Annotated in this window: 15 protein-coding genes and 1 other annotated feature (1 of these 16 only partly in view); of the genes, 3 read left to right on the forward strand and 12 right to left on the reverse strand. The window is 54.4% G+C overall.

Annotated features, from left to right (window positions below; translation table 11 throughout):
* Positions 1-18: 18 nt before the first annotated feature.
* From F1379_RS08995 to aroA, 3 genes are all read right to left on the reverse strand, one after another.
* Positions 19-687: a PDDEXK family nuclease gene (locus tag F1379_RS08995; protein ID WP_150268640.1), complete on the reverse strand. Its 669-nt coding sequence runs from the start codon at positions 685-687 to the stop codon at positions 19-21.
* Between the two features lie 267 nt (positions 688-954).
* On the reverse strand, positions 955-1389 hold the full coding sequence (locus F1379_RS09000) for a CoA-binding protein (protein ID WP_150268642.1): 435 nt from the start codon (positions 1387-1389) through the stop codon (positions 955-957).
* 135 nt (positions 1390-1524) lie between these two features.
* The gene (aroA, locus tag F1379_RS09005; RefSeq protein WP_150268644.1) at positions 1525-2817 is read right to left on the reverse strand and encodes a 3-phosphoshikimate 1-carboxyvinyltransferase; all 1293 of its coding nucleotides are present in this window, start codon (positions 2815-2817) and stop codon (positions 1525-1527) included.
* Positions 2818-2934: 117 nt separating this feature from the next.
* Here aroA and F1379_RS09010 point away from each other — a divergent pair, with 117 nt between their 5' ends.
* Entirely contained in the window at positions 2935-3243 is a 309-nt protein-coding gene (locus tag F1379_RS09010; RefSeq protein ID WP_150268646.1) for a rhodanese-like domain-containing protein, read from the forward strand.
* 246 nt (positions 3244-3489) lie between these two features.
* Here the strand turns inward: F1379_RS09010 and F1379_RS09015 are convergent, their stop codons facing one another.
* The 3 genes from F1379_RS09015 to F1379_RS09025 form a co-directional block, all read right to left on the reverse strand.
* Positions 3490-4038: a shikimate kinase gene (locus tag F1379_RS09015; RefSeq protein ID WP_150268648.1), complete on the reverse strand. Its 549-nt coding sequence runs from the start codon at positions 4036-4038 to the stop codon at positions 3490-3492.
* Between the two features lie 229 nt (positions 4039-4267).
* On the reverse strand, positions 4268-5680 hold the full coding sequence (gene gndA / locus F1379_RS09020; protein ID WP_150268650.1) for an NADP-dependent phosphogluconate dehydrogenase: 1413 nt from the start codon (positions 5678-5680) through the stop codon (positions 4268-4270).
* A gap of 252 nt (positions 5681-5932) precedes the next feature.
* Positions 5933-6529, reverse strand: a complete 597-nt coding sequence (locus tag F1379_RS09025) for a hypothetical protein (RefSeq protein ID WP_150268652.1) — start codon at positions 6527-6529, stop codon at positions 5933-5935.
* Between the two features lie 259 nt (positions 6530-6788).
* Here F1379_RS09025 and F1379_RS09030 point away from each other — a divergent pair, with 259 nt between their 5' ends.
* Positions 6789-7412 (forward strand): DUF1054 domain-containing protein, encoded by a 624-nt coding sequence (locus F1379_RS09030; protein ID WP_150268654.1) that lies wholly within the window; start codon positions 6789-6791, stop codon positions 7410-7412.
* A 263-nt stretch (positions 7413-7675) separates the two neighbouring features.
* Here F1379_RS09030 and F1379_RS09035 read toward each other — a convergent pair whose 3' ends face one another.
* Complete coding sequence (locus F1379_RS09035; protein WP_150268657.1) at positions 7676-8983, reverse strand: MFS transporter; 1308 nt, start codon at positions 8981-8983, stop codon at positions 7676-7678.
* Between the two features lie 91 nt (positions 8984-9074).
* On the opposite strand from F1379_RS09035, the gene F1379_RS09040 reads away from it, so the two are divergent.
* Complete coding sequence (locus F1379_RS09040; protein WP_150268659.1) at positions 9075-10550, forward strand: aminotransferase class I/II-fold pyridoxal phosphate-dependent enzyme; 1476 nt, start codon at positions 9075-9077, stop codon at positions 10548-10550.
* A gap of 182 nt (positions 10551-10732) precedes the next feature.
* Here F1379_RS09040 and F1379_RS09045 read toward each other — a convergent pair whose 3' ends face one another.
* The 5 genes from F1379_RS09045 to F1379_RS09065 all read right to left on the reverse strand — a co-directional run bounded on the left by F1379_RS09045 (position 10733) and on the right by F1379_RS09065 (position 12988).
* Positions 10733-11053 (reverse strand): DUF1292 domain-containing protein, encoded by a 321-nt coding sequence (locus F1379_RS09045; protein ID WP_150268661.1) that lies wholly within the window; start codon positions 11051-11053, stop codon positions 10733-10735.
* A gap of 90 nt (positions 11054-11143) precedes the next feature.
* Positions 11144-11695 (reverse strand): copper amine oxidase, encoded by a 552-nt coding sequence (locus F1379_RS09050; RefSeq protein ID WP_150268663.1) that lies wholly within the window; start codon positions 11693-11695, stop codon positions 11144-11146.
* A 204-nt stretch (positions 11696-11899) separates the two neighbouring features.
* On the reverse strand, positions 11900-12133 hold the full coding sequence (locus F1379_RS09055; protein WP_150268665.1) for a DUF3892 domain-containing protein: 234 nt from the start codon (positions 12131-12133) through the stop codon (positions 11900-11902).
* Positions 12134-12220: 87 nt separating this feature from the next.
* On the reverse strand, positions 12221-12667 hold the full coding sequence (locus F1379_RS09060) for a GNAT family N-acetyltransferase (protein ID WP_150268667.1): 447 nt from the start codon (positions 12665-12667) through the stop codon (positions 12221-12223).
* A gap of 108 nt (positions 12668-12775) precedes the next feature.
* Entirely contained in the window at positions 12776-12988 is a 213-nt protein-coding gene (locus F1379_RS09065; RefSeq protein ID WP_150268669.1) for a hypothetical protein, read from the reverse strand.
* Between the two features lie 163 nt (positions 12989-13151).
* Positions 13152-13243 (forward strand) — a binding site (T-box leader); it runs 171 nt beyond the window's last position.

The following is a 13243-nucleotide window of genomic DNA, read 5'->3' on the forward strand; positions in this document are numbered from 1 at the left end:
TAAGCTTACCAGTTGAAATCACCAGATTTGCCCCTGGCGCATCGCCTTCACTTCATAATAGCGCGTCCTCTCCCCCTTGCCCACTGGCTGCATCAGACTTTTCGAACAGAGCGAATCCAGCAACTTCCGCGCAGTACGAAAATTCATCCGGAGCTGTTCAGTCACATCCTTCGGCCGGATCGGCGTACCAAGCTGCCAAGCCAGGCGGAGCACATCCTTTTCTTCAGCGCCGAGTTCAATCACGGCGGGCCTACCGGCCAAATAAGGCGCCAACGCCATCTGCAGGAGCATCATGCACACCTCGGGACGCTGCTGGATGTCATCAAAGGAGAAATGCAGCATCCCCCACCCCATCCCGGTCAGAAACGTGTCGCGGTTCAGCGCATAACTGAATTTTTCCCGGTCCATGTCCTTAACATGACTCTGGTATCCGTCGCACTCCATGCCAAACCGTACTCCGTTCGGTGGCAGAAAGGCGAAGTCCAGAAACTGCGATTTACGGTTCCAGTCATACACCTCGTATTCCGGATGCAGATGGTCCAGCGATTCGAACAACGGCCACCATACATTTTGCAAAAAGAGTCTTTCCGCATACTGATGCCCGCGCAGCAGCCTCCCTTTCCGTTCGCCCGTCCGCAAGCCGGAATGCCGCTCGATAAACAAATGGTGCGACTCCTCAAAGCCCATCTTCAATCCCTCCCGCAAAATAAAAAAACGCCCTTAGCCCGCAAAAGCGGATAAGGACGTTCTTCGTCTAGCTAAATTATAGCAGACCCGGGAGTTAAAATATACGGCTTAAATCGGCCACGTTGGCCTAATTCATGCCCATGGAACTTTTTCCGGGCCACTGGACCTGCAGCAATAATACCTGACGAGGCATAAGCTCCGCGCAGCCAATGATCAAACCGGTAGCATGCCCTTGCAACAAACTAATGCAACTACGGTCGCAGGGTGCTATCCCCGGCTCCGCCCATGCATCGTGATTGCTTCTTCAACCTTGATGCAGCGGTCCATGATCGCAACCATGCCGTGGCGGGCGGCGATATCGGCCGCCTCCTGATTGATGATGCCCTGCTGCAGCCAGAGCACACGCGCGCCGATGTCAGCGGCCTCCTGGGCTACCTCTGCACAGTATTCGCTGCGGCGGAACACATTTACGATATCCACCGGTTCTGGGATTTCAGCCAGTGTATGATAGCACTTCTCACCCAAAATCTCTCCATCTACCGTCGGATTGACCGGAATAATGCGGTAACCGCGGCTCTGCATGGCGTAAGCAACCATGTAAGAGGTGCGGTCGCTTTTGTCGGATAGGCCTACGACGGCGATATTGCCTGCAGATGCGAGAATATCGCCGATTTGCTCCCGGCTGGGGTTCTCAAAGCCCATTGTGATTGCTCCCTTCAGTTCATCTTCAATATGCGGCTATACGGGCTATGCGGCACACTCCTGGGCAAAAGCTTCGTGCACCCGAACAGGAACAGCCTGCTCACTCTTAGTAAACTCCGCGCCGCTTCTACATATCTATTGTACCCATTCCACATCGGCGCCAAGCGCACGCAGATGATCAAAGTATTGCGGGTACGATTTCGCAACATGATGTGCATCCTTGATCAGCAGCGGCTGACGGGCCCGTAAGCCCACCACAGTCAGTGCCATAATGACACGGTGATCGTAATGGGCGTTGATGGTAACTCCGCCTTCAACACCCTCCGGCTGGCCGTGTACGATAATCTCATCGCGTCGCTCCTCCACCTTGGCACCGGCCCGGGTCAGCTCGGCCAGATAGTCGGTGATCCGGTCGCATTCCTTGTAGCGCAGATTCTCTACATTATAGAAGCGGGATGTTCCTTCGGCAAATACAGCCGCTGCAACCATCGCCAGTACAGCATCGGTTGCCGCATCGCCGTCAAATTCGACCGCCTTCAGTACGCCGGTGCCCTGCACATGCACCGTATCATTCTGGTGCGTAAGCGGGACTTCCATCATCCGCAGCACGTCGACAATCGCCCGCTCGCCTTGCTTGCTGCGCTCAGCCAGACGTTCGATCTTCACGTCGGATTTCGTCACCGCAGCCGCTGCGAGCACTGCTGCGGAGCCCGGGTAGTCGCCCTGTACCGTATAAGTCTTGGCTGCATAGGATTGGCCGCCCGGCACTTTGAAGGACATATAATCATCGGCCGCATGCACTACGATGCCGGCCTGCTCCAGCACCTCCAGCGTTTGTCCGATAACCACCTTGGATTTCAGATCGTCCAGCACAATAATCTCGCTGTCTTCCTCAAGCAGCGGGGTCAAGAACAGCAGTGCGCTGAGGTACTGGGAGCTGACAGCTCCGGACACCGAAATTCGTCCGCCCTTCGGAGCTCCGCCCCGGATCGTAATCGGCAGCCTGCCATTGTTGTGCTCTACTTCCACGCCAATCTGTCCCAGTGCAGCGATGAGGTCGTCATGCGGCCGCTTGCCGAGTGAATCGGGATAAGTATTCACAAACGTCACTTCTGGACTCAGGGCAGCCACCGCCATCAGAAAGCGCAGCACGGCGCCGGCGTTGCCCACATTCAGCTCTTTGACATGACGGGGATTACGCCCGAAGCCCTGAATGACAATCTTCTCTTCATCCTCTGTCAGCACCGCTCCAAGGTCGGCGATACAGCGGCGGATAGCATCGCTGTCCTCGCTGTGTGCGGGATGATAAATCGTACTGACGCCCTCGGACAAAGCAGCGACCAGCAGGTAGCGGGTAGTGTAGTTTTTGGAGGACAACGCTCCAAATTCTCCTTGCAGGACAGGCGTAGGCCTAACGATTACGTCCATGGTTCAGTTCTCCTTATAGTAGGGTTAGTTATAAGTATAAGTGCCTCGTTTGACAGGCCATTCCACAGTTATGGTATCATAATAACATTCTTCACACAGAAAAGAGGAACCGCTACGATGAACGATATCCCACAAGTGACGCCGCAGGAGCTGCGTGAGCGCCTGGCCAGTGGCGAGGAGCTTGTCCTGATCGATGTGCGCGAAGACGATGAGGTCGCATTCGGAATGATCGACGGTGCAGAGCATATCCCGATGGGGGAAATACCGGCACATTCCGGTCAGCTTTCGCCCGATTCCGAGCTGGTCTTTATCTGCCGCTCCGGCGCCCGCAGCCAGCGCGTCTGCGAATATCTGCAGCAGTTTGGTCTCAAGGTCTCCAACCTTAGCGGCGGCATGATTGCCTGGAACGAGAGCGCTGAAGAGTAAGGTTTTTGAGCTGCCTCGGAGCTACAATGGAACTGTCTTCGAGCTGCCTCAGAGCTGTCTTGAACTGTCTCGGAGCTGTCTCGGAGCTGTCTCGGAGTTGCCTTGGACCTGTCTTCGAGCTGCCTCAGAGCTGCCCTGGAACTTGCTTCGAGCTGTCTTAGAGCTGCCTCAGGAATACCTCTATGCTGCTTTGTGTCTACAGCTCCTGCAGCTTCAGCTAATCCATCCGCAAATACGCTTAAAAGCTCAACCGCGGTAATGCATTAAAATATGCTGCGAGACTTCGGCTGCATTCAGCTCCGAGGTATCCACCGTGCAATGCGCGAACAAGTAGGCATCACGCCGCGAATCCATAATGGAGCGCACCTTCTCCCGCGCATTGCCGGCCAGCAGCGGCCGTCCTACATCTCCGCTCGTTCTTGCCACAATAACATCCTCCGTGGCCGTCAGCGCCACGACGAGCCCCTGTGCCAGCATCAGCTCTGCATTGCCGGGAGCCAGCGCCGCCCCTCCGCCGGTCGATATCACCTTGCCTTCGCCTTCCAGCACACGCTTCAGTGCTGCAGACTCAATGCTGCGGAAATACGCCTCGCCGCCTTCGGCAAAAATCTCCGCGATGCTCCGGCCTTCCTCCTGAACGATCAGATGATCCAGGTCCACCAGCTCATAATCCAGTTCTTCCGCAAGCATGGCGCCTACCGTCGATTTGCCCGTAGCCATCATTCCAACGAGAATAATGTTTCGCTTCCGCAGCTGCCCATCCGGTTGCACCTGTTCTTCATTGTTTAATGCCATGTCTACCTCCTGGGCGCAACATTTGTCATATCATAACACAGGGGCAAAAGGTTAGACAATGCACTTCTCCCCTGCAAAACGCCCCGCCAAAGAGTGGATAAGCATGCGGTTGTTTCAATTTCTCTGCGGGTACCCGTTATATTCCTTGAGATATTGTAAAAAAACGGCCCAAAAGCCCCGCCGGTAGCGGAAGCCTTTCGGGCCGTTGTCCATTAATAGAGATCGCTGCTTACTCAGCCAGCCAGTTGTGGTGGAACACGCCTTCTTTGTCCACGCGTTTGAAGGTGTGGGCGCCGAAGTAGTCACGCTGAGCCTGAAGCAGGTTCGCAGGCAGGCGTTCCGTACGGTAGCTGTCGTAGTAAGCCAGTGCGCTGGAGAAGCCCGGTACCGGGATACCGCGTGTAACCGCAGAGGCCACCACTTTGCGCCAAGCGTCCTGGTAAGAAGTCATAATGTCCTTGAAGAACGGATCAAGCAGCAGGTTCTTCAGGTCCGGATTGCTGGTATAAGCATCCGTGATGTTCTGCAGGAAGCGGGAACGGATGATGCAGCCGCCGCGCCAGATTTTGGCCAGCTCGCCGTATTGCAGGTTCCAGTTATATTCGTCGGATGCTACGCGCAACTGCGCGAAGCCCTGTGCGTAAGAAACGATTTTGCTGGCGAACAGTGCTTTGCGCACGTTCTCGATGAATTCCGCCTTGTCGCCCTGGAACGGCTCGGCTGCCGGACCGCTCAGCACCTTGCTGGCTGCCACGCGCTCTTCCTTCATGGCCGACAGGAAGCGGGAGAACACAGACTCAGTGATCATGGACAGCGGCACACCAAGGTCCAGGGAGCTTTGGCTCGTCCATTTACCGGTACCCTTCTGGCCGGCAGCGTCGAGAATCACGTCTACCATCGGTTTGCCGGTCTCTTCATCGTATTGGGCAAAAATATCCTTGGTGATCTCGATCAGATAGCTGTCGAGTTCGCCTTTGTTCCATTCCGAGAAGGTTGCATGCAGCTCTTTCTCGTCCAGACCCACGACGTCTTTAAGCAGTTGGTAAGCTTCGCAGATCAGCTGCATGTCGCCGTATTCGATACCGTTATGCACCATTTTGACATAGTGTCCGGCACCGTCAGGTCCAATATATGTACAGCAAGGTTCATCGTTCACTTTAGCCGAGATGGCTGTGAGAATCGGTTCAACCAGTTTATATGCGCTTTCCTGGCCCCCAGGCATGATGGAAGGTCCCTTCAGTGCGCCCTCTTCGCCGCCGGATACGCCGGTGCCGATGAAGCGGAAGCCCTTCTCTTCGAGCTCTTTGCTGCGGCGGACCGTATCAGGGAAGTAAGCATTGCCCCCGTCGATAATGATGTCGCCCTGATCAAGATGCGGCAGCAGCGATTCAATGGTTGCGTCGGTTGCTTTACCCGCCTGAACCATGATCAGAATTTTGCGCGGAACTTCGAGGGATGCCACGAACTCCTCCACGGAAAATGTGCCCACCAGATTCTTACCTTGCGCTTCGGCAATCAGATCATGTGTCTTCTCCGGGGAACGGTTAAATACCGATACGGTAAAGCCTTTGCTCTCGATGTTAAGAGCCAAATTCTTGCCCATAACCGCCAAGCCAATAACGCCGATTTGTTGTTTTGCCATCTGGTCCTCCACCCTTTGCATCCTGTATTTGTGTGTAATCTGTTTCTCGCAGTCTTAGAATAACATCCTTTGTCACTTACGGCAAAGTACAGACCTGCGAAAAAGCGATCAACCTCATTGACAAAATCCTTTAGCACCAGGAATTTGCTCACAATGACTATTTTAACGGTTTTACCCCTTGTCCACAAGCTGCAAAAGCAAAACATAAGGCATCCCCGGCCGGGGATGCCTTAACCATCAAGAGCTGCCGGATTACCACTCCAGCATATTCAGTTCTCTACTCAAAAATTGCAGCCGCGCATGGCACGCTTCCACAGCCGCGGCATCCCCGGCGCGAATCCCCTCATTCATCAGGTCAAGCTGCTCGTCGACTTCGACACGGCGCTGCCGGATGCGGTCTTCGCCCTCCACAGAATAGAACAGCTTCGTCAGTTCCTGATCGGACAAAAGCGGCCCCTTCTGATACAGCACACGCTGCTGGTAACCGGAGATTTCCACCAGACGGATCACTTCACCGAATAAAATATTCTCAATAATGATCTGCCGGTCGCGGAACCGTTTGACCACGGCATGCCCCCGCATATCGCCAATCAGCTTCTCCATCCACTCGGCCAGCCGGGCGTCGCGGATCATATAATCGCCTACGAGCTTATAGCCGTCCTTGATCCGCTGAAAGCGCAGCTTCACCAGCTTGCGTCCGGTGCGCACCGAGATCAGAAAGACGTTTTCATTCTCGCTCCAGTACAGGGAATAGCCTTCCTTGATCAGGTCCTTAATCAGATCCTGGATATGCTGCCTTTCAAACCGCAGCTCCAGATTGCAATACTCCACTTCGTCGTTTTTGTTCACGGCGCTCCCCCCTTTTGCCCCCTTGCCTGACGGCATAGACAGCTTCATAGGCTTATCACAGAGTAGAACAGACTGGCAGACCTCGACCGGCTCGCTTCAGCAAAACTTTGCGTTCTTCTTACTCCTATTTTATACTTCATCTTATGTAGCGGTAACTTGGTTTATTGACTATTTTTACCCGCTTTCCGCCGTTTCCAAACGCCCGGGCCATATTCGCTGTATATCAGCCAAACTATTAATAGAACAAGGAGAAGAAGCTATGACTTTCCAAGGATTTGACCAAAATGACTTTGCCGTATTTACTGTTGAGGGCCTTGAGCCGCGGATGGAGGCACTGATTGCCCGTATCCGTCCGAAGCTGACGGAGCTCGGAGATGAACTCGCTCCATTCCTGTCCGCCATGTGCGGCGAGGAAATGTTCCCCCATGTGGCCAAGCATGCCCGCCGCAGTGTTCACGCACCGAACGACACCTGGGTCGCCTGGGGTCCGAACAAGCGCGGCTACAAAGCGCTGCCGCATTTCCAGGTGGGCATGTTCCACAGCCATCTGTTCATTGTGTTCGCCATTATTTACGAAAGCTCGAACAAGACGGTGTTCGCCCAGGCTCTGAATGGGCGTAATGAGGAGATTCGCAGGATGCTGCCCGGGGATTATTTCTGGTCCACCGACCATCTGGACCCGCACGGGACTGCCCAAGCGGATATGGACGCAGCCAGGCTGGAAGAGCTCGCCCGCAGGCTGAAGGAAGTCAAGAAAGCAGAGGTCACCGTCGGCCTGCGTATCGACAGCGGCGACCCGCTGCTGGAGGACGGTGCTAAGCTGCTGGAAGTGATTGAGCGGACGTTTGAAACGCTGCTGCCGCTGTACCGGATGTCATTCTGACACAAGCATAGTAGCGCCAAGCTTCGGGATGACACCCTAGTAAAACCTAGCATAGCGACGCCATGCTTTGGCGGACTCCATCCGTATACATTACGAGGATTGGCTCAAGTAACACGGCCGTTCAGCTGCAGTAGAGGCATTGACCGCTGAGTACACACTGTCAAATCAATCTGCAACATAGACAACCCGCAGGGCCGCCGGATCATTCCGGCAGCCTGCGGGTTGTTCCCGCTTCCCTGTCCTTGCCACCCCTGGCAAGGATGCTAGGCCTGCTTCTGCTTCGTCCGCCGGACGATCAGGAGATGCAGACCGAACAGCAGCACCATTACGCTGGCGCTGGCCAGAAAGGGCGCGCTGTGGCCGACCGCATCCCACAGGCGGCCGGAGATGACCGGCCCGGCGACCATGCCGAAGCCCTGCAGCGTCAGGAACAGGCCCCAGACGGTGCCCCGCTCCTCCTTCGGCACCTGCTGCGCGACAAAAGCATTCCACGCCGGCAGAATCAGCGCATAACTGACGCCCACGAGGGCTACAGCTATAAAGGCCAGCGGCAGCCAGCGGACGGTTGAGAAGAAGGCCAGCGAGCAGGCCGCCAGCAGAAAACCAACGTTCAGGAAGGCGGAGGTGCCGAGCCTGTCCACCAGACGTCCGGCAGGGATCAGGGCAATGACCGTAATGCCGCCCCCCGCAATCAGCAGCAGGCTATACTGGTTCGGCGTCACATGCAGCTCTGCCTGGGCGAACAGTGTGACCACAGGCGTCATCAGCCCTATGGCGAATGCTTGCAGGAATAGCCCCGGAAACAGCAGCCGGCTGACCTTCAGCGAGCTCCGCACGCCTTGTAGCGTCTCCCGCAGGCTTTGCAGCGGATGGCGGGGTTTCCCTGCGTCCGCCATAGCTCCACCACCGGCATCCGCTGCCGCTCCATCACCGGCACGGGTCCGCACCGCCTGCGATGCATGGCCGCCGATCCGCGAAGGCAGCAGCAGCGCAATCACGGCAACGACTGCCGCACAGACTATTAATACGAAGAAGGACAAGCGGTAGCTATAGCCTTCGTGGTCCATCAGGAAATTGACGGCGATCGGGCCGATGCCCATTCCCGCCAGGGAAGCCATCTCGACCGCCCCCATAGCCGCGCCGCTGCCGCCGCCCTCACTCGCCCCCGCCAGCTCGGAAATGCCCGTCATGGTCACAGGCCACAGCGGCGATGTGCCAATTCCGAGAATCAGGCAAGCGAGAGTCAACGAAAGAGCATCTTTCGCATAGATAATCATAGCAACGGCTCCGGTGACGAGCAGCAGTGCTCCTGTCATCGTCCAGCGGTAGCCGATCTTCCCCATCAGCCAGCCGAAAGGTCCGCGGAACAGGTTATCGCCCAAATACTGCAGCGCAAATGCAATACCCACCGTGGTCACCGACAGACCCAGGATGTTCTCCATATAAACCGGCAGAAGGGCGACAAGAAGCGAGCCTTTGACGAAGGTAACCAGAAAAATAATAACACACATTTTGACAATAAAAGGCGATGCCAGCGGGATATGCGCCGGCCGCAGCGCTTTCTGCGCCATTTTTATCACATCCTAGTATTCTGTCGTTGGTTTTGTTATACTGATGCTTGCTTGAAAAATAACTATTCACGAAAGGTTGTGACAGCATTAAATGGATCAAAATTGCACCCCCCTCTTCACCGCTCTTAAGCAGCATGCCGCAGGAAACCCTGTGCAATTTCACATTCCCGGGCATAAGAAGGGGTTAGGAACCGATGCCGAATTCCGTGAGTTTATCGGCGATAACGCTCTATCCATAGATTTGATCAACATCGCGCCGCTTGACGATCTCCATCAGCCTACGGGCGTCATCAAGGAGTCTCAGCAGCTGGCCGCGAAGGCTTTCGGTGCCGACTATACGTTCTTCAGCGTACAGGGCACGAGCAATGCCATCATGACTATGATCCTCTCTGTCTGCTCGGAAGGAGATAAAATCATCGTGCCGCGCAACATCCACAAATCGGTGATGTCGGCGATCATTTTCTCCGGAGCCAAGCCTATATTTGTCTCTCCTGTACAGGACGAGAATCTTGGGATAGACCACGGCATTACCACCAGCTCGCTGGAGAAGGCGCTCAGGCGCCATCCGGATGCTAAGGGTGTTCTGGTGATCAATCCGACGTATTTCGGCGTATGCGCCGACCTGCGTTCGATTGTTGATCTGGCCCATAGCTACGGAGTTCCGGTTCTGGTAGACGAGGCACATGGTGTATTGATTCATTTTCACGAGGATCTTCCGGTATCGGCGATGCAGGCCGGCGCGGATATGGCGGCAACCAGTGTACACAAGCTGGGCGGCTCCATGACGCAAAGCTCGGTGCTGAATGTCAACGCAAAGACCGGACTGGTCAACCCGCAGCGGGTCCAGACGATGCTCAGTATGCTGACCACAACATCCACATCATATATTCTGCTCGCGTCCCTGGATACATCCAGACGCAATCTGGCCTTGAATGGCCATGAAATGGCGGAGCGCACCATTGCCCTGTCCAACTACGCGCGCGACGCGATCAACAACATTGACGGCCTGTACAGCTTCGGCAAAGAAATTCTCGGCACCGAGGCCACGTTTAACCTGGACCCGACGAAGCTGAACATCCATGTCCGGCACCTGGGCATTACCGGGTACGAAACCGAGAACTGGCTGCGTCAGAAGTATAACATCGAAGTTGAACTCAGCGATATGTATAACATTCTTTGCCTGATTACGCCGGGAGATACCCGCGAGTCCGTGGATAAGCTGATTAACGCCATGCGTGTGCTGTCGGCCATTCATTACAGCAAAGGCGAGATTTACGAGCTCAAGGTGCAGGTCCCGGAGATTCCGCAGCTGGCCCTTACGCCGCGTGATGCTTTCTATGCCGATACGCAGGTCGTGCCATTCCGTGAATCCGCCGGATACATTATCGCGGAATTCATCTATGTCTATCCGCCGGGTATCCCGATTCTGCTGCCCGGAGAAGTTATTACCCAGGATAACATCGATTATATCAGGGACCACGTAGAAATCGGCCTTCCGGTAAAAGGTCCCGAGGACCGCAGCATCGACTTTATCAAAGTTGTAGTGGAAGCCGAGCCCATTTACTAAAATACACGGATCTTCTAAGCCAAGCACACTCCTGCCCGGAGCAGCTTGGCTTTCTTTTTCATCCGGAACCCGATTCAAATCTCCCGAAACACGCTCCTTAGCACAGACGATGCCCTCACCTCAAAAACAAAACGGCCCCGTCCTTCGCCTAAGCGAAGCACAGGACCGCTCCTCATTGAAATCTATTCCTGCTGGGCAAGCAGCTCGTTGTAAGCTTCTTCGACAGCTTTCCATTCAGCTTCATCTTCAATGTTGTACAGCACCATTTCTTCATCTTCTTCTTCCATGCGCAGAATGATGCCGTCTGCTTCAGGGTTGTCGCGTTCCAGCAGAAGGGCGTACAATTTCTCGCCTACGTCGAACGTTTCAACCAGCACCATTTCTACATCTTCGCCCTGCTCGTTCGTCAAGGTCAGCACAAACTCCTCGTGCTCATGGTCGTGATCATGTCCGCAGCCGCATGCATCATGGTCATGCCCATGCTCATGTTTGTGATCGCTCATTGAAATACCTCGCTTTAAAGTGAATTATCCTACATTTGGTATGGTAACACGTAAGACAAGGCAGGTCAATTTGAGACTCACTTCGCCAGCTTATTGAAGCGCGGTGATTACCTTCTCCGACACAAGTACATAATCCGAATTCTTGGTAGCTTTGATATAAAATCCCACCCGGTATTTCCCCGTATCCTTAAAATCATAGGTGAATTCCGAAGTCGAGAACCAGAAATCTTCTTTCTTGGAGCTGCCAAGCTCCTGGGACTGGATATCCTTCACATTGCCGGAAGGGTCTGCGATGGCAATCTTCACGGCCGCAACCTCATCATTCAGACTGTCTACTTGGGCCAGAACCTTGATCTTCAGCTTGCCGGTATTCACGTTGCCGAACACATTGTCACCTTTAAACAGCACCATATGCACATTGGGTTTAATAATCGTCACTTTGCCCGAGCCGTCCCAGCTGACGATACCGCCCGCTTCACGGGCCGGGATATACGTCTTGCCGTCAATGACGTATCCGCCGTCGGCGATCTCCTTCCCGTTGCTCCACACTCTAATTTTCTGACTGACCGCATCCGCGAACATAAATGAGCTTCCCATCAGGGAAAATGCCACTACGCACAGAGCAACTTTTCTCCATCGCATACCCTTGAACCCTCCAGATAATTCATGCTGTTAATATATACTACCAATCCTATTACAAGTTGCGCTGGCGGACGGAAGAAATTTCATTTGGGTTACAAAAATACGACTATATATTCATCTTGCGGCCAGGCCGCCGATTCAGCAGACGCAAATAAGCCGGACAACAGCGTAAAATACGCCTGTCCGGCCCGGGATTACCCCATATTAGAATGTCGGCAACTGCGAAAGATTGTTGCTCGGGTCACCGTCCGCGTCGCTGCGGATATACATCTCACCGTCTTTACCTTTAAACACATTGACACCGGCAATCGTGCCGGCCTTGACCTCCTCCAGCGCCTGCTGGTACTCCAGCACGCGGCCGGAAGAAGTCTTGAACCGGGTAAGATCTCCGTCGCCGCCACGTTCTGCAGCCACAAATCGTTCACGCTGATCTTCCATCTTTGTATCCGCTCCTTCATACCGGGACTTGGCCATAATCCGGCCAGGGATTAGTCTGCCCCCATATGGAAGGAATATGTAACCCGGCTAAGACAGCGCCTTTTGCATACGGACATGCAGGATTCCAGCATCATAGAAGGGCTCACTGGAGATCACCTCATATCCAAGTCTCAGATAGAAGTCCTGGGCCTGACACTGGGCATCCAGCACCGATGAAGCCAGACCCAGTTCGCGGGCCAGCTCCTCCATTGCCAGCAGCAGAATGCGTCCGTAGCCCTTGCTGCGGTATTCCTTCAGCACAGCGATCCGCTGCATCTTGGCGGTTCCCGCTTTATAATAGATCAGCCTGCCGGTGGCGACAGCCTGTCCGTCATCCATAATCAGAATATGATGGGCATTCGCGCCGACGACATCATAATCATCAATCTCTTCTTCCGCCGGCACTTTCTGCTCTTCAACAAATACTTCCTTGCGGATATTCAGCCCCAGCTGAAGCTGCTCATCTGAAGTTACATGTACAATTTCCGCGGCCATAGTCTCCGGTCTCCTCTCTGTATACTATCCAGGCGATAGTTGACCTATTATACAGAAAAATACCCCTGCTGTATAGGGCGGCTCAGCACCGCCCCTAGTCTGCAGCCGCTAATCCGCCGAATAAACCTCGGCGGGAATCGAGCGGTCATATACGTCCCGCATCACCGGAGCCAAAGCTCCCCCCCGATCACCCGGCCAGCTCTCAAGCGTTCTTGTCTGGTATGCTTCCGTTTCGCGCGGTGCCATTTCTCCCGCCGAGCATCCCGCCGTAGCCAGAAGCAGCAGAAACCCTGCGATTCCGGCAGCCCAATTTCTGCGCATGTTCAAACCTCCTGTCGAAATCATCTGACTGTACTCTAGCAGCATTAACGGTTTAAGCAGGGTCTAACCGTAGCCGCTTTAAATCATGAGCTATGCAGCGCGTAATATTTTCGCTTGACGCATTCCTGTATCTTCCAGTAAGATAACCAGTAATTGAAACCGCCAACAAGCTATGAAGAGAAAGAGTACCTTGGCCAATCTTACACAGAGAGCTCCGGTTGCTGAGAAGGGGCAAAGAGAATCCAGGGGAATATG

It is taken from the genome of Paenibacillus tepidiphilus (assembly GCF_008635795.1).
Classification (GTDB): domain Bacteria; phylum Bacillota; class Bacilli; order Paenibacillales; family Paenibacillaceae; genus Paenibacillus_AQ; species Paenibacillus_AQ tepidiphilus.